This window comes from Ancylobacter radicis, assembly GCF_018449475.1.
Lineage (GTDB): Bacteria > Pseudomonadota > Alphaproteobacteria > Rhizobiales > Xanthobacteraceae > Ancylobacter > Ancylobacter radicis.
Genome location: NZ_JAHCQH010000014.1, coordinates 230,255 through 245,792, shown reverse-complemented (window position 1 = coordinate 245,792; position 15,538 = coordinate 230,255). Strand labels below are relative to the sequence as shown.

Annotated in this window: 15 protein-coding genes; 2 read left to right on the top strand and 13 right to left on the bottom strand. The window is 66.2% G+C overall.

The features are described from left to right. Positions 1–79 precede the first annotated feature (79 nt). The 3 genes from ntrC to dusB are packed head-to-tail and all read right to left on the bottom strand — an operon-like array spanning position 80 to position 3,692. Positions 80–1,525 (bottom strand): nitrogen regulation protein NR(I), encoded by a 1,446-nt coding sequence (ntrC, locus tag KIP89_RS04385; RefSeq protein WP_213754191.1) that lies wholly within the window; start codon positions 1,523–1,525, stop codon positions 80–82. A gap of 8 nt (positions 1,526–1,533) precedes the next feature. After that, positions 1,534–2,664, bottom strand: coding sequence for a two-component system sensor histidine kinase NtrB (locus KIP89_RS04380; protein ID WP_213754190.1), 1,131 nt, complete (start codon positions 2,662–2,664; stop codon positions 1,534–1,536). Next, the gene (gene dusB, locus KIP89_RS04375) at positions 2,661–3,692 is read right to left on the bottom strand and encodes a tRNA dihydrouridine synthase DusB (RefSeq protein WP_213754189.1); all 1,032 of its coding nucleotides are present in this window, start codon (positions 3,690–3,692) and stop codon (positions 2,661–2,663) included. Before dusB ends, KIP89_RS04380 begins: the two co-directional genes overlap by 4 nt. A 186-nt stretch (positions 3,693–3,878) precedes the next feature. On the opposite strand from dusB, the gene KIP89_RS04370 reads away from it, so the two are divergent. Further along, positions 3,879–5,054: a bifunctional 2-C-methyl-D-erythritol 4-phosphate cytidylyltransferase/2-C-methyl-D-erythritol 2,4-cyclodiphosphate synthase gene (locus KIP89_RS04370; RefSeq protein ID WP_369807056.1), complete on the top strand. Its 1,176-nt coding sequence runs from the start codon at positions 3,879–3,881 to the stop codon at positions 5,052–5,054. 47 nt (positions 5,055–5,101) lie between these two features. Then, positions 5,102–5,623, top strand: coding sequence for a CinA family protein (locus KIP89_RS04365; protein WP_213754188.1), 522 nt, complete (start codon positions 5,102–5,104; stop codon positions 5,621–5,623). On the opposite strand, the gene KIP89_RS04360 is transcribed toward KIP89_RS04365, so the two are convergent. The 10 genes from KIP89_RS04360 to eno all read right to left on the bottom strand — a co-directional run bounded on the left by KIP89_RS04360 (position 5,602) and on the right by eno (position 15,469). Next, positions 5,602–6,072, bottom strand: coding sequence for a type II toxin-antitoxin system RatA family toxin (locus tag KIP89_RS04360; RefSeq protein WP_213754187.1), 471 nt, complete (start codon positions 6,070–6,072; stop codon positions 5,602–5,604). The genes KIP89_RS04365 and KIP89_RS04360 overlap by 22 nt on opposite strands. Before the next feature lie 3 nt (positions 6,073–6,075). After that, on the bottom strand, positions 6,076–7,086 hold the full coding sequence (gene lipA, locus KIP89_RS04355) for a lipoyl synthase (RefSeq protein WP_213754186.1): 1,011 nt from the start codon (positions 7,084–7,086) through the stop codon (positions 6,076–6,078). Positions 7,087–7,187: 101 nt separating this feature from the next. Further along, positions 7,188–7,436, bottom strand: a complete 249-nt coding sequence (locus KIP89_RS04350; protein WP_213754185.1) for a GlsB/YeaQ/YmgE family stress response membrane protein — start codon at positions 7,434–7,436, stop codon at positions 7,188–7,190. Between the two features lie 110 nt (positions 7,437–7,546). Next, entirely contained in the window at positions 7,547–8,965 is a 1,419-nt protein-coding gene (gene lpdA / locus KIP89_RS04345; RefSeq protein ID WP_213754184.1) for a dihydrolipoyl dehydrogenase, read from the bottom strand. A 9-nt stretch (positions 8,966–8,974) separates the two neighbouring features. Continuing rightward, positions 8,975–10,339, bottom strand: coding sequence for a pyruvate dehydrogenase complex dihydrolipoamide acetyltransferase (locus tag KIP89_RS04340; protein WP_213754183.1), 1,365 nt, complete (start codon positions 10,337–10,339; stop codon positions 8,975–8,977). A gap of 14 nt (positions 10,340–10,353) precedes the next feature. Continuing rightward, the gene (locus KIP89_RS04335) at positions 10,354–11,769 is read right to left on the bottom strand and encodes a pyruvate dehydrogenase complex E1 component subunit beta (protein ID WP_213754182.1); all 1,416 of its coding nucleotides are present in this window, start codon (positions 11,767–11,769) and stop codon (positions 10,354–10,356) included. A gap of 40 nt (positions 11,770–11,809) precedes the next feature. Further along, a complete protein-coding gene (locus KIP89_RS04330; protein ID WP_213754181.1) occupies positions 11,810–12,109 on the bottom strand; it encodes a hypothetical protein in 300 nt (99 codons plus the stop codon). Between the two features lie 14 nt (positions 12,110–12,123). After that, positions 12,124–13,188, bottom strand: coding sequence for a pyruvate dehydrogenase (acetyl-transferring) E1 component subunit alpha (gene pdhA, locus KIP89_RS04325; RefSeq protein ID WP_213754180.1), 1,065 nt, complete (start codon positions 13,186–13,188; stop codon positions 12,124–12,126). Between the two features lie 256 nt (positions 13,189–13,444). Beyond that, positions 13,445–13,801 (bottom strand): FtsB family cell division protein, encoded by a 357-nt coding sequence (locus KIP89_RS04320; RefSeq protein ID WP_213754179.1) that lies wholly within the window; start codon positions 13,799–13,801, stop codon positions 13,445–13,447. Positions 13,802–14,185: 384 nt separating this feature from the next. After that, complete coding sequence (eno, locus tag KIP89_RS04315) at positions 14,186–15,469, bottom strand: phosphopyruvate hydratase (RefSeq protein ID WP_213754178.1); 1,284 nt, start codon at positions 15,467–15,469, stop codon at positions 14,186–14,188. Positions 15,470–15,538: the final 69 nt, after the last annotated feature.

Genomic DNA, 15,538 nt, shown 5'->3' with positions numbered 1-15,538 from the left:
GATGCAGTGAGACGACACTGGTGCAAAAATGTGACAGAGAAGGGCACTCCCGCGATTTATTCGCGGAAGTCGCACCATTTTACCGGCTCGTGCGGATTATCTGGATGTCGAGATCCCGGATCTTCTTGCGCAGCGTGTTGCGGTTGAGGCCGAGCAGTTCCGCCGCCTTGATCTGATTGCCTCGCGTGGCCGCCAGGGCCGCCGAGAGCAACGGATACTCCACATCCTTCAGAATGCGGTGATAGAGACCGGGTGGCGGCAAATTCTCGCCGAATCCGCCGAAGTAGGTATTAAGATGCCTCTCAACTGAAGCCGACAGCGTCTCGTCCTGCCCGGACTCTTCCGGCGACGCGGTCGAGATAGGGGTGGAGAGTTCTGCCTCGATGATCGAGCCGGTGATGATCTCCTGCGGGTAGAGCGCGGAGAGGCGGCGAATCAGGTTTTCCAGCTCGCGCACATTGCCCGGCCAGCGATAACGCTTCAGCCGGTCCAGCGCCGCCGCATCGATCTGCTTGCGCGGCAGGCCTTCACGCTCCGCCTGAAGGAAGAAGTGGCGGGCAAGATCCGGCACGTCCTCGGCGCGCTCGCGCAGCGGCGGCAGACGCAGCGGCACGACATTCAGCCGGAAGAACAGATCCTCGCGGAACAGGCCCTGCTGGATCAGAATCCGCAGATCCTTGTTGGTCGCGGCGACGATACGGACATCGGTCTTGATGGCCGTGCGTCCGCCCACGGTGGTGTATTCGCCCTGCTGAAGCACGCGAAGCAGCCGGGTCTGCGCCTCCATCGGCATGTCGCCGATCTCGTCGAGGAACAGCGTGCCGCCTTCGGCCTGCTCGAAGCGGCCGGCCGAGCGCGAATTGGCGCCGGTGAAGGCGCCCTTCTCATGGCCGAACAGCTCGGATTCGATCAGGTCGCGTGGAATGGCGGCCATGTTGATGGCCACGAACGGCCCGTTGCGGCGCTTGCCATAATCGTGCAACGCGCGGGCCACCAGTTCCTTGCCGGTGCCGCTCTCGCCCGCGATCATGACGGTGAGGTCCGTCTGCATCAGGCGCGCCAGCACGCGGTAGATATCCTGCATGGCGGGCGAGCGGCCGACCAGCGGGATGTTGTCCACCTCGTCGCCGCCGGCCCGCAGGGCGGCCTCGGGCTTCTTCGGCTCGGACAGGGCACGGCCGACGATGGCAATAAGCTCCTTCAGATCGAAGGGCTTGGGCAGATACTCATAGGCACCCTTCTCGGAGGCGCGGATCGCCGTCATGAAGGTGTTCTGCGCGCTCATGACGATGACCGGCAGGTCGGGGCGCACCTTCTTGATCCTCGGCAGCAGATCGAAGGCGTTCTCATCCGGCATCACCACATCGGTAATGACGAGATCGCCGTCGCCCTGGCTCACCCAGCGCCAGAGCGTGGCAGCGTTTCCGCAGGAGCGCACCTCATAGCCCGCCCGAGACAGCGCCTGATTGAGAACGGTGCGGATGGCGGCGTCGTCATCGGCAACCAGGATACTTCCCGTGGGCATTAGCGTTCTCAACTGTTCTCGCTACCGCGGCTGGCGCGGTACATGGGCATGAGGACACGGAAGGTGGTACGGCGCGGCTGGCTGTCGCACTCGATGATACCGCCATGGTCGCCGACGATCTTCGCCACCAGAGCAAGGCCCAGCCCGGTGCCGGTCGGCTTGGTGGTGACGAAGGGATCGAACAGGTGAGGCATCAGGTCTTCCGGTACTCCGGGACCGTTGTCCTTCACGCAGAATTCCAGCGGCAGGCTCACCCGCGCCGGTGCGCCCGGCACCATGAGGCGCACGCCGGGACGGAACGCCGTGGTGAGTTGAATCTCACCATCTGATGATTCGCCAATGGCTTCGGCAGCGTTCTTCACGAGATTCAGGAACACCTGCACAAGCTGGTCACGGTTGGCGAATACCGGCGGCAGCGAGGGATCATACTCCTCGACGAAGCGGATGTGCCGCGCGAAACCCGAGCTGGCCAGCGTGCGCACATGCTCCAGCACCGCGTGGATGTTGACCGGCTCGCGCTCGATGGGGCGCTCGTCGGAGAACACCTCCATCCGGTCGACCAGCTTGACGATCCGGTCGGCCTCATCGGTGATCAGCCGGGTGAGCGACCTGTCGTCATCGCTGGCCGACAATTCAAGCAGTTGCGCCGCGCCGCGAATGCCGGACAGCGGATTCTTGATCTCATGGGCGAGCATGGCGGCCAGCGCCGTCACCGAGCGGGCGGCGCCGCGATGGGTGAGCTGGCGGTCCATCTTGTCGGCAATGGTCCGCTCCTGGAGCATGATGACCACCTGCCCGGCAACCTCCGACAAGGGCGCGACATGGATGTCGACGATGCGCTCGCCGCCATTGCGTGGCGTGCCGAGATCAACGCGGTATTCATTAACCGCCGCCCCTCGGGCGCGCACCTGATCGACCAGCGATAGGATCGGGCTTCCGAACGGCACGAAGTCTTGCAGCCGATGCCGGACGAGCACCGCCAGCGAGGCCTCGAAGAAGGCCTCGGCCGCGACATTGGCGTCCACCAGCCGCCCATCCTCCGCCACCGTGATCACCGGATGCGGCAAGGCATTGACCACGGCTTCCGCATTGATACGGGCCGCAGGCGTGGAGGCTTGGTCCGAAGGCGCCAACGTCATGCCGCGTGTCTCCAGGCGAGGTCGTCATAGGCATCGCGAATGCCGGCGGCGACATGAGCCGGCTCATCCAATGTCAGCAGGCGCTGGCGCCAGAGGCGAGCGGTTTCGGGCGGGCGACCGGCGCTGTGCGCGGCGGCCGCGAGCGCCCAGCCGATATGCTTGCGCGCGCAGCGCAGGCCAAGCTCCCGGCCATAATGGGCGAGCCAGCCATCATACAGTTCCAGCAGAACGTCGCGCTGCTCGGCCAGCGCCGGATCGGCCGGCACGTGGCCAGTGGCGAGACGGGCTGCGACCTGGCCAGGAAACCAGGGGCGGCCCTGCGCGCCGCGCCCGACCATCAGGCCGGTGGCGCCGGAGGCCGCCAGCATGGCGGGGGCGTCCTCGGCATCCACCAGATCCCCATTGGCCAGAACGGGAATCGAAACCGCCTCGGAAATCGCCCGGATGGCACTCCAGTCCGCGCGGCCGGTGTAGAACTGGCAGCGCGTGCGGCCGTGAATGGTGATGAGCTGAACGCCGATCGCCTCGGCGCGGCGGGCAAGCTCCGGGGCCACGGTTGCGGTATCATCCCACCCAAGACGGGTTTTAAGTGTCACCGGCACCTTCACGGCGGACACCACGGCCTCGATGATGCGGGTGGCGAGATCGAGGTCGCGCAGCAGCGCCGAACCTGCGAGACCGGTGGTCACGCGCTTGGCCGGACAGCCCATATTGATGTCGATGATCGCCGCGCCCGCGCCTTCGGCGATCCGCGCGGCATGGGCCATGGAGCCCGGCTGGTTGCCGGCAAGCTGCACGGCGTGAATCGCGACGCCCTCGCCTTCCGCCCGCAGCACGGTCTCCTCGTGACCGCGCGCCAGCGCATCGGATGCCACCATTTCCGACACGACCAGACCCGCGCCATAGCGCAGCGCCATGCGCCGCAGCGGGGCATCGGTAATGCCGGCCATGGGCGCCAGCACCACGCGATTCGGCACCGAAACCGGCCCGATCGGTAATTTGGTATTGGCGGAGACGGAAAGGGTCAAACCTTGATCACTCGATGCACAGGAAATGAGCCCGGCTGGCTATGCCTACATAATAGCCATGCCGCGCCTGCCATCAACCCTTCCGAGTGACTTATGTCAAATGATTTGCAAACCCTCTGCGCTTTTGCGCTAAACGGACGGCGAGGGCAAGCGGGGCTGATGACGGTGAGATCAGCCAATGAGGTGGTGACGGCGGCGATGCGCACGGACGTGATCGTGGTGGCGGCAGGGCGCGGCCAAAGAGCGGGCGAGGGATTGCCCAAGCAGTTCCGCACCATTGGCGGGCAGACCGTGCTGCGCCAGACATTGCAACGCTTTGCCGGCCATCCCGGGATCCGCCATATCCTCCCCGTCATCCACCCGGACCACGCCGCACTGTGCGCCGAATCGATGCGGGACGTCAGAGGTATAAAAACACCGGTGACGGGCGGCGAGACCCGGCAGGCGTCGGTCCGGGCGGGCCTTGAGGCCCTCGCAGGCGACCCGCCGGACCTCGTGCTGATCCATGATGCCGCCCGCCCCTTTGTCAGCGACCGGCTCATCGCGGAGGCCATCGCGGCCGCGCGCGACCATGGGGCGGCCATTCCCGCCCTCAAACTGGTCGACACGATCAAGGCGCTGGGCGCCGATGACAGCCTCTCCACCGGCCCGGATCGCGACCGCCTGCGCAGCGTGCAGACCCCGCAAGCCTTTCGTTACGCGTTGATTTTGCACGCCCATCGGGCCGCGCCCGTCGACACGCTGACCGATGACGCGGCGGTGGCCGAGGCCGCCGGGCACCGCGTCTTTGCCTTTGCCGGCGATCCCGCGAATATCAAACTGACCACCCAAGAGGATTTCGTGACCGCCGAACGACGCGCCGCCGCCGACCTCCTCGATGTCCGCACCGCCACCGGCTTTGACGTCCATGCCTTTGGCGAGGGCGATCATGTCGTGCTTGGAGGTGTAAAAATACCTTTCACGCAGGGGCTTGCCGGCCATTCGGATGCTGACGTGGTGCTTCACGCCCTTACCGACGCACTTCTGGGAACGGTCGCAAGTGCCGATATTGGCTCGCATTTTCCGCCTTCTGATCCACAATGGAAAGGCGCCTCGTCCGACCGTTTTCTGGCCCATGCGGCGGCTCTGGTGCGGCAGGCGGGCGGGTTGATCACCCATCTCGACGCGACGGTAATATGTGAAGCGCCGAAGATCGGCCCGCATCGCGACGCCATGCGCCAGGCTATTGCGGAGATTGTGGAAATCTCTCCGGCGCGGGTTTCCGTCAAGGCCACGACCAGCGAGCGGCTGGGGTTCACCGGGCGCGGCGAAGGCATCGCGGCGCTGGCGGCGGCGACGGTGCGGCTGCCCTGGCTCGACTAGCAGGTGAGTGCAGTGAGGTGAACAGTCAGGCCAATGAGGATCACGCCATGACCGATCAGGATCACGTCGACGCCGTCATCCTACAGGCGATCCGCGTGCTCGACCTGTGCCGCGCGCGCGGCCTCACCGTCGCGACCGCCGAATCCTGCACCGGGGGCCTCGTCGCCGGCGCCCTGACCGAGATCGCCGGTTCCTCCGATGTGGTCGACCGGGGCTATGTCACCTATTCGAACACGGCCAAGCAGCAGATGCTCGGCGTCTCCCCCGCCTCGCTCAAGGCCCATGGCGCGGTGAGTGCGCAGACGGCGCGGGAGATGGTGAGCGGTCTGCTGCGCGTCGCCGGCACCTCGCTTGGCGTGTCGATCACCGGCATTGCCGGGCCCGGCGGCGGTTCGGCTTCAAAGCCGGTCGGCCTCGTCCATTTCGCCGCCGCCAGCGCCAGCGGGCGGATGGTCGAGCGGCGGGAGGTGTTCGCGGGTGAGGACCGCTCCGGGGTGCGCCGGCTCTCCGTGCTGACGGCGCTGGCGATGCTGGCCGAGCTGGCGGCTCAGGAACCTGTCACGCCCTGACGGCCATAAACCGCATCGGCCCGCTTTTCGAAGGCATCGGCGAAGCGGCGGAACGCGGCGTCGAACATCGCGCCCATCAGCAGGCCGAGGGTGCGCGAGCGGAACTCATAGGAAATGTAGAACTCCACCTCGCAGGCGTGCTCGCCGTCCGGCTTGAAGCTCCAGCGATTCTCCAGCCGGCTGAACGGCCCGTCGAGATATTCCACCACGATGACGAGGCGCGGCCGGTCCAGCGTGACGCGGCTGGTGAAGCTCTCGCGGAACACCTTGTAGGCGACGGTCATGTCGGCGACGAGGATGTCGACGCCCTCCCCGCTGGCCACCCGGCGCCGCACCGACAGGCTCTCGCACAGCGGCACGAATTCCGGGTAGCGATCCACATCCGCCACCAGATCGAACATGTGCGTGGCGGAATGGGCGACGCGCCGCTTGTTGCGGAAGGACGGCATGGCTCAGGCGGTCGCCATATGCGCCACGCCGGGGCGCGCGGTGGCGACGGCGTCGGTCCCGAGCTTGGCGGCGCGGGCGGCGCGCAGCCGGGCGAAATCCTCGCCGGCATGGTGGGAGGAGCGCGTCAGCGGGCTCGACGAGACCATCAGAAAACCCTTGGCATAGGCGATGGTCTCGTAGGACTTGAAGTCCTCCGGCGTGATGAAGGCCATGACCGGGTGGTGCTTGCGGGTCGGCTGGAGATACTGGCCGATGGTCATGAAGTCGATCTCCGCCGAGCGCAGATCGTCCATCAGCTGGAGCACCTCGTTACGCACCTCACCCAGCCCGACCATGATGCCGGACTTGGTGAAGATGGTCGGGTCCAGTTCCTTCACCCGCTGCAGCAGGCGCAGCGAGTGGAAGTAGCGCGCGCCGGGCCGCACCTTCAGATAGAGCGAGGGCACGCATTCCAGATTGTGGTTGAACACGTCCGGCCGAGCCGCCACCACCACTTCCAGCGCCCCGTCCTTGCGCAGGAAATCGGGGGTGAGGATTTCGATGGTGGTCTTCGGGCTGGTGGCGCGAATGGCGCGAATGGTGCGGGCGAAATGCTCGGCGCCGCCATCGGCGAGATCGTCGCGGTCCACCGAGGTGATGACGACGTGCTCAAGGCCGAGACGGGCGACGGCATCCGCCACCTTTTGCGGCTCGTCCTGATCGAGCGGGCCGGGCATGCCGGTGCGCACATTGCAGAAGGCACAGGCGCGCGTGCAGGTGTCGCCCATGATCATGAAGGTGGCGTGCTTCTTCTGCCAGCACTCGCCGATATTCGGGCAACTCGCCTCCTCGCACACGGTCACGAGGCCATTGGCGCGGACAATGTCCGCCGTTTCCTGCCATCCGGGCGTGCCGGGGGCGCGGACACGAATCCAGTCCGGCTTCTTGAGGATCGGCGTCTCGGCGCGCTTCACCTTTTCCGGGTGACGCGGCTTTTCGAGGGCTCGGTTCAGCGTATTGAGGACGACGACCATGGGCGACCTTCCGGGCGATGGCGCGCCAAGGGCGCCATCCCTTCATTCCTAGTCGAGCGCGCGGCTGGCGTCGACCGATAGGGACGCAGAACGCCCCTGCGTCAGCGCCGCAACAGGCCCAGCAGAAACAGCAGAACGACCGCGCCCACCGAGGAAACGATCAGGCTACCGATCCAGCCGGCCTGCACATTGATGTTCAGCGTGGAGAACAGAACCGCGCCGAGCAGCGAACCGACCAGCCCGACGATGAGATTGACGAACAGCCCGTGGCTGCGCCCCAACGCCTTCTCCGCGATCCAGCCGGCGAAGATGCCGATGATGATCGCGCCGAAAATACCGACACCCGTCATGTTACCTCCTGCGATACAGCGCCGAATGTGGCGTTGCGTCTGTTCCAAGGCAAGATCAGGCGGGTGACGGGAGCGTGACTGTCAGTCAGCCACGCCCTGCCGCCGGCACATCACATGTGGATGGCGCGCCCGAACGCGGCCAGCACGCTTTCATGCATGGTCTCGGACACGGTCGGGTGCGGGAACACCGCGTTGATCAGTTCTTCCTCGGTGGTCTCGAGATTCATCGCCAGAACGAAGCCCTGAATCATCTCGGTGACTTCCGCGCCGACCAGATGCGCGCCGAGCAGGCGACCGGTCTTGGCGTCGAAGATGGTCTTGACCATTCCCTCGGATTCGCCGAGCGCCACGGCCTTGCCATTGCCGATGAAGGGAAAGCGGCCGACCTTGATCTCGAAGCCGGCTTCCTTCGCCCGCTTCTCGGTGAGGCCGACGGAGGCGATCTGCGGCATGCAATAGGTGCAGCCGGGGATCATCAGCTTGTCCATCGGATGGGCATGCTTGCCGGCGATGGCTTCCGCCGCGATCACGCCCTCATGCTCGGCCTTGTGGGCCAGCATGGGCGGGCCGGCGACATCGCCAATGGCCCAGAGGCCGGGAATGTTGGTGCGGCACAGGCCGTCCACCACCACGCAGCCACGGTCGGTCTTCACGCCGAGCGCCTCAAGGCCGAGATTCTCGATGTTGCCGACCACGCCGACAGCGGAAATCAGCCGGTCGGCGGTGATCGTCTGGCTCTTGCCGTCCGCCGTCTCGACGGTGGCGGTGACGCTGTCCGCGCCCTTCACCACCTTGGAGACCTTGGCGCCGGTGAGGATCTTGATGCCCTGCTTCTCGAAACGCTTGCGGGCGTGCTCGGCGATCTCCTCATCCTCGACCGGGAGGATCTGCGGCAGGAGTTCGACAATGGTCACGTCCGAACCCATCGCCTTGTAGAAGGAGGCGAATTCGACGCCGATGGCGCCCGAGCCCATGATCAGCAGCGACTTCGGCACGCTGGCCGGGGCCAGCGCCTCGAAATAGGTCCAGATCAGCTTCTTGTCCGGCTCGATGCCGGGCAGCGCGCGCGGGCGGGCGCCGGTGGCAATGACGATGTTCTTCGCCGTGTACTCGCCCGCCGCCAGCGCGCCCTTGGGCGCGGGTTCAGCGGAGGGGGCGACCGTGACCTTGCCGGGGGCGGTCAGCGTCGCCTGCCCCCAGATCACGTCGACCTTGTTCTTCTTCAAGAGGAAGCCGACGCCATTGCTCATCTGGGCGGCGATGCCGCGCGAACGCTTCACCACGCCGGCAATGTCGACGCCGAACTTCTCGGCGACGAGGCCGTAATCCTTGGCGTGCTCGATATAGTGGAAGATCTCGGCCGAGCGCAGCAGCGCCTTGGCCGGGATGCAGCCCCAGTTCGGGCAGATGCCGCCGACATATTGCCGCTCGATGACGCCGACCTTGAGGCCGAGCTGGGCGGCGCGGATGGCCCCGACATAGCCGCCGGGGCCCGAGCCGATGAACAGAACGTCGTAGGTGTTCGCCATGATCGTTCCTCAGACCAGCATCGACATCGGCTTCTCGATGATCGCCTTGAAGGCGCTGAGAAGCTGGGCGCCCATGGCGCCGTCCATGACGCGATGATCGCAGGAGATGGTGACGGTCATCACGGTGGCAACCGCCAGCTCGCCCTTCTTCACCACGGCGCGCTGCTCGCTCGCGCCGACCGCGAGAATGGTCGCGTGCGGCGGGTTGATGATGGCGGTGAAGTTCTTCATCCCGAACATGCCGAGATTGGAGATCGCCGAGGAGCCGCCCTGATACTCGTTAGGCGCCAGCTTCTTGTTGCGGGCGCGGCCGGCGAGATCGCGGGTCTCGTTGGAGATCGCCGACAGGGTCTTGGTCTCGGCCTTGCGGATGATCGGGGTGAGCAGCCCCTTGCCGCCGTCGATCGCCACGGCAACGCCGATGTCGGAGTGCTTCAGCTTGAGGTAGCGATCGCCGCCCCACACCATGTTGGCATCCGGCACCTGCTGGAAGGCGAGCGCATAGGCCTTGATGACGAAGTCGTTGACCGAGAGCTTGTAGGACGGCTTGCCGTCCTTCTCGGGCGCGGCCTTGTTCAGTTCCTCGCGCAGCTTCAGCAGCGCGTCCATGTCGCAATCCACCGTGAGGTAGAAGGTCGGCACCGCCTGGCGGGCCTCGGTCATGCGCTGGGCGATGACGCGGCGCATCCCGTCGAGCGGGATCTCCTCATAGGTGCCCGGCTCGTAATAGGCCTTGGCCTGTTCGAGGATCGCGGCGTTGGACGGCGCGGCGGGTGCCACCGGCGCCGCAGCGGGAGCGGCGGCGGACGGGGCCGGAGCGGACGACGTCGCGGGCTTGGCGGCGCCGGGCGTGGCGGTGGCGACATCGGCGGCGACGATGCGTCCGCGCGGGCCGGAACCCTTCACAGAGGCGAGGTCGACGCCCTTCTCCTTGGCCAGACGGCGGGCCAGCGGCGAGGCGAACACGCGCTCGCCCGAAGCGGCGGGAGCGGGCGCCGCAGGAGCGGCGGCCACGGGCGCGGGAGCCGCAGCCGGTTCGGCCGCCTTCGGGGCCTCAGCCTTCGGAGTTTCCGCCTTGGGGGCTTCGACCTTGGGCGCGGCGCCACCGGCGGCGATGGCCTTCGCATCCTCGCCCTCGGTGGCGAGCACGGCGATGAGCTGGTTCACCGGCACGTCCTGCGTGCCTTCCGGCACCAGGATCTTGGCCAGCACGCCCTCGTCGATCGCCTCGACTTCCATCGTGGCCTTGTCGGTCTCGATTTCGGCGATCACGTCACCGGGCGCGACCTTGTCGCCTTCCTTCTTCAGCCATTTGGCGAGGTTGCCCTTCTCCATGGTCGGAGACAGGGCCGGCATCAGGATGTCGATGGGCATGGCGAACTCCGGCCTCAGCGATAGGTGACCGCGCGGGCGGCGTCGATGACGTCCTGCACCGTGGGGAGCGCAAGCTTTTCGAGGTTGGCGGCGTAGGGCATCGGCACGTCCTTGCCGGTGACGCGCAGCACGGGGGCGTCGAGATAGTCGAACGCCTTTTCCATGAGCTGGGCGACGATCTCGGCGCCGACGCCGGACTGGTGCCAGCCCTCCTCCACCGTGACGCAGCGGCCGGTCTTCTTCACCGAGGCGAGGATGGTGTCGACATCCATCGGGCGGATGGTGCGCAGGTCGATGACTTCCGCCTCGATGCCGAGCTTGGAGAGTTCCTCGGCCGCCTTCAGCGCGTAGTTCATGCCGATGGACCAGGCCACCAGCGTGACGTCCTTGCCGGCGCGGGCGACCTTCGCCTTGCCGATCGGCACCACGAAATCGTCGAGCTTCGGCACCGGCGAGGAGTGGCCGTACAGAATCTCGTTCTCAAGGAAGATGATCGGGTTGGGATCGCGGATCGCCGCCTTGAGCAGGCCCTTGGCATCGGCCGCCGTATAGGGGGCGATGACCTTGAGGCCGGGGATGTGGCTGTACCAGGCGGTGTAGTCCTGGCTGTGCTGGGCGGCGACGCGGGCGGCGGCGCCGTTCGGCCCACGGAACACGATCGAGCAGCCGATCTGGCCGCCGGACATGTAATGCGTCTTGGCGGCGGAGTTGATGATCTGGTCGATCGCCTGCATGGCGAAGTTGAAGGTCATGAACTCGACGATCGGCTTCAGCCCGGCCATCGCCGCGCCGACGCCGACGCCGGCAAAGCCGTGCTCGGTGATCGGCGTATCGATGACGCGCTTGGGCCCGAATTCCTGGAGCAGGCCCTGCGTGATCTTGTAGGCGCCCTGATATTCGGCGACTTCCTCGCCCATGACGAAGACGTCGCCGTCGCGGCGCATCTCCTCGGCCATGGCGTCGCGCAGCGCCTCGCGCATGGTCTGGTTGACCATCTCGGTGCCCTCCGGCACGTCCGGCTCGGGGACCGCCTCGGGCTGGGGCGGGTTGGCGACCGCCGAAGTGACGATGGCCGGCGCGGCCGGCGCGGCGCTGGCGACCGGCGAGGGCTCCAGCGGGGCGGCGGCGACGGGCGGCGCGGATTCGGCGGCCTGCGGCGACGCGGTGCCGATGGCGCTCGCATCCTCGCCATCGGCCAGGATCACGGCGATGGGGGTGTTGACCGCGACATCCTGCGTGCCCTCGGGCACCAGGATCTTGCCGAGGGTGCCCTCGTCAATCGCCTCGACCTCCATCGTGGCCTTGTCGGTCTCGATCTCGGCGATGACGTCGCCGGACTTGACCGCATCGCCCTCTTTCTTGAGCCACTTGGCCAGATTTCCCTTCTCCATGGTCGGAGACAGGGCAGGCATCAGAATTTCGGTCGGCATGGCGGCGTTCCCCAAAAAGAACGTGAGGCGAGATCGCGCGTCACTGCGGCGGTACGGGCAGAACGAACGTCAGGTTGCTGTAGACGGCCATCGAGGAGATGGCCACGAGTAGGGCAAGGAAGAAGGCGACCATCATCTTGTTCAGACGGGTCGCGTTTTCAGGCGAGGCATCGGCCAGACGGCGGGCGCCGAAGGGCCAGAACACCGCCCCGGCATAGGCCAGGACGCCGGCCCGGCGGGCGGTGGCGAGGCTGACCGCGAGCCGGGCGGCGAACACCCAGAGCACGACAGCTGAGGCGCTGCCGGCAATGAGCATGACCCAGAACAGTTCGGCCAGCATCAGCGCGCCGCCGCTCAGCGCAGGATGTCGGTGTAGAGCTCGGACGGATCCGGCTCGGGATCGTGGCTGGCGAAGTCCGCCGCGGCGTTCATCACGTCGCGGATTTCGGCGTCGATCGCCTTCAGCTCGTCCTCGGTGGCCCACTTCTTGTCCAGAAGACGGGCGCGCACCTGCTCGATCGGGTCGTGCTCGGTGCGCATCTTCTGCACCTCCTCCTTGGACCGGTACTTCGCCGGGTCCGACATGGAGTGGCCGCGATAGCGGTAGGTGAGCATTTCGAGGATGTAGGGACCCTTGCCGGAGCGGGCAAACTCGACCGCGCGCTCGCCGGCGGCCTGCACGGCCCGCACATCCATGCCGTCGACCTGTTCGCCGGGGATGTTGAAGGAGGTGCCGCGCTTGGAGAAATCGGTCTGGGCGGAGGCGCGGTTCACCGCAGTGCCCATGGCGTAATGATTGTTTTCGATCACGTAGACGACCGGCAGCTTCCACAGCTCCGCCATGTTGAAGCTCTCATAGACCTGGCCCTGATTGGCGGCGCCGTCGCCGAAATAGGCCAGGGTGACATTGCCATTGTCACGGTAGTGATTGGCGAAGGCGAGGCCGGTACCGAGCGAGACCTGAGCGCCGACGATGCCATGCCCGCCGAAGAAGCCCTTCTCGATGCTGAACATGTGCATCGAGCCGCCCTTGCCCTTGGAATAACCGCCACGGCGGCCGGTCAGCTCGGCCATCACGCCCTTGGGGTCCATGCCGCAGGCCAGCATGTGGCCATGGTCGCGGTAGCCGGTGATGACCTGATCGCCCTGCTTGAGCGCAGCCTGCATGCCGACAACGACGGCTTCCTGGCCGATATAGAGATGGCAGAAGCCACCGATCAGGCCCATGCCATAGAGCTGGCCGGCTTTTTCCTCGAAGCGGCGGATCTCAAGCATCCGGCGATACGCTTCGATCTCATCTGCCTTGGAGAATTCGAGCACCGCGGACGCCTTCTCAACGCGGCGTCCCGAGGTCCTCGGGGCGGCGGGGGCTTTTCCAACGGTCGTGCTGGCGGCCGACTTCTTCGCGGCAGTTACCATGGCGCATCCTCAGCTCGCGACGTGTTCGACGAGCTTCATATCGCAGCTTTCGTTACGGCGCTACGCTCAGAACGCAATGCTGCAACGCACAACATGTTGTACGCGCAATGGTTTCTCACATTTAACTGAATATGAGTTAATCAGATGATTTAACTCACATTCAGTTAAGTTGTTGCGATTGCGGGGTTTCCCCTTTGAACGCCTCTGGCATGCCGTATACCGCCTGCGACTCCGCAAAAAAGAGGCGATGCGCCGACTAGTTGGCCGCGACGCCGGTATCGCTTGCGGGGACCGCGGCCCGCTGCGGACGCAGCAGGACGAGGTCCTTGGGGTGAACGAGGTTGAGCAGCGAGCGCGCCTCCTCGTCCAGCATGTCCGCGTCGATGCGGCTGGGCGACAGCAGGAGGACCTTCGCCTCCAGCGCCTCACGCTGCGCGCGCATCTTGTCGCGCTCGGCCGTCAGCTCGGCGTGCTGATGCTCGAAGGAGCGGCGGGCCAGCAGGCCATATTGGCCATTATAGCCCTGGAAGGCGAAATAGCCGATGAGCGCCGCCGCTCCGAGATGGAGGGTGACGGTCTGGAGAATCGAGCGCCAGCGGGTGCGTATGATCATGAGGCGACCCTAGCCGCGAGCGGTTGAGGCTCCGTTAACTGTGTCGGCGATGGTGGGGGATGGCGCGGGGAATGGGGACGACGATGCGCGCGACATCCATCGTCATCCTGAGGTGCCCGGCACCGCCGGGCCTCGAAGGACGCAGAACGCTGCCGCCCAACGGACTGAGAGGAAGGACGCCGCCTGCGTGCTTCGAGGCTGGCCGTGGGCCAGCACCTCAGCATGACGGGACGTGGAGCGAACGGGGGCGCGCCAAAACGGCAATGGCCGGGCTTGGGGGCCCGGCCATTGGTACGTTCACAATAGAGCGTGAAGGCTGGATCCCCGGGTCAAGCCCGGGGATGAGGAGCATCTCAAGCGGGAGCTTGAGGTCCCCTGCCCGCCTCAGCCGAGCGACTTGATCGCCGCGCGGCCGGCATAGATCGCCTGCGGGCCGAGTTCCTGCTCGATGCGCAGGAGCTGGTTGTACTTGGCGGTGCGGTCCGAACGGGCGAGCGAGCCGGTCTTGATCTGCCCGCAATTGGTGGCCACCGCGAGATCGGCGATGGTCGAGTCCTCGGTCTCGCCCGAGCGGTGCGACATGACGGCGGTGTAGCCGGCCTTGTGGGCCATCTCGACCGCGTTCAGCGTCTCGGTGAGCGAGCCGATCTGGTTGACCTTGACCAGGATCGAGTTGCCGACGCCCTGCTTGATGCCGGCTTCCAGCCGCGTGACATTGGTCACGAACAGATCGTCGCCGACCAGCTGGCACTTGGAGCCGATGGTCTCGGTGAGCAGCTTCCAGCCCGCCCAGTCGTCCTCGGCCATGCCGTCCTCGACGCTGACGATCGGATAGCGGGCGACGAGATCGGCGAGGTACTTCACCTGTGCCTCGATATCGCGCACCGCGCCCTCGCCCTCATAATCGTACTTGCCGTTCTTGAAGAACTCGGTCGAGGCGCAGTCGAGGCCGATATAGACGTCCTCGCCCGGCTTGTAGCCGGCGGTCTCGATGGCCTTCATCACGAAGGCAAGCGCCGCATCCGCCGACGGCAGGTTCGGGGCGAAGCCGCCCTCGTCGCCGACATTGGTGTTGTGGCCGGCGTCCTTGAGCGCCTTCTTCAGCGTGTGGAAGATTTCCGCGCCGGTGCGCAGGGCTTCCTCGAAGCTCGGCGCGCCCGCCGGCAGGATCATGAATTCCTGGAAGTCGATCGGGTTGTCGGCATGGGCGCCGCCATTGATGATGTTCATCATCGGCACCGGCAGCACGCGCGCATTGACGCCGCCGACATAGCGGTACAGCGGCAGCTCGCGGGCATTGGCGGCCGCCTTGGCGACGGCCAGCGACACGCCGAGAATGGCGTTGGCGCCGAGGCGGGCCTTGTTCGGGGTGCCGTCCAGCTCGATCAGAATCTGGTCGATAGCCGGCTGTTCCTCGGCATCCATGCCGCCGATGGCGTCGAAGATCTCGCCATTCACGGCGTCAACCGCCTTGGTCACGCCCTTGCCGAGATAACGACCCTTGTCGCCGTCACGCAGCTCGACGGCCTCATGCGCGCCGGTCGAGGCGCCCGAGGGAACCGCGGCGCGGCCACGCGAGCCGTCTTCCAGCACGACATCGACCTCGACGGTCGGGTTGCCGCGGCTGTCCAGAATTTCACGCCCGATGATGTCGACGATGGCGGTCATGCGGTCTCTCCCCAGTCCTTGCGCGCCCAGACGGCACGCCCTCACCTGTCGGGCGCTTCTACCCGCTCC

Excerpts from the sequence above, each read along its gene's own strand:
- ntrC (WP_213754191.1), bottom strand. The coding sequence starts at position 1,525 with ATGCCCACGGGAAGTATCCTGGTTGCCGATGACGACGCCGCCATCCGC.
- KIP89_RS04365 (WP_213754188.1), top strand. The coding sequence starts at position 5,102 with ATGACCGATCAGGATCACGTCGACGCCGTCATCCTACAGGCGATCCGC.
- KIP89_RS04335 (WP_213754182.1), bottom strand. The coding sequence starts at position 11,769 with ATGCCGACCGAAATTCTGATGCCTGCCCTGTCTCCGACCATGGAGAAG.
- KIP89_RS04380 (WP_213754190.1), bottom strand. The coding sequence starts at position 2,664 with ATGACGTTGGCGCCTTCGGACCAAGCCTCCACGCCTGCGGCCCGTATC.
- lpdA (WP_213754184.1), bottom strand. The coding sequence starts at position 8,965 with ATGGCGAACACCTACGACGTTCTGTTCATCGGCTCGGGCCCCGGCGGC.
- eno (WP_213754178.1), bottom strand. The coding sequence starts at position 15,469 with ATGACCGCCATCGTCGACATCATCGGGCGTGAAATTCTGGACAGCCGC.
- KIP89_RS04320 (WP_213754179.1), bottom strand. The coding sequence starts at position 13,801 with ATGATCATACGCACCCGCTGGCGCTCGATTCTCCAGACCGTCACCCTC.
- KIP89_RS04350 (WP_213754185.1), bottom strand. The coding sequence starts at position 7,436 with ATGACGGGTGTCGGTATTTTCGGCGCGATCATCATCGGCATCTTCGCC.
- pdhA (WP_213754180.1), bottom strand. The coding sequence starts at position 13,188 with ATGGTAACTGCCGCGAAGAAGTCGGCCGCCAGCACGACCGTTGGAAAA.
- lipA (WP_213754186.1), bottom strand. The coding sequence starts at position 7,086 with ATGGTCGTCGTCCTCAATACGCTGAACCGAGCCCTCGAAAAGCCGCGT.
- KIP89_RS04340 (WP_213754183.1), bottom strand. The coding sequence starts at position 10,339 with ATGCCCATCGACATCCTGATGCCGGCCCTGTCTCCGACCATGGAGAAG.
- KIP89_RS04330 (WP_213754181.1), bottom strand. The coding sequence starts at position 12,109 with ATGCTGGCCGAACTGTTCTGGGTCATGCTCATTGCCGGCAGCGCCTCA.
- KIP89_RS04360 (WP_213754187.1), bottom strand. The coding sequence starts at position 6,072 with ATGCCGTCCTTCCGCAACAAGCGGCGCGTCGCCCATTCCGCCACGCAC.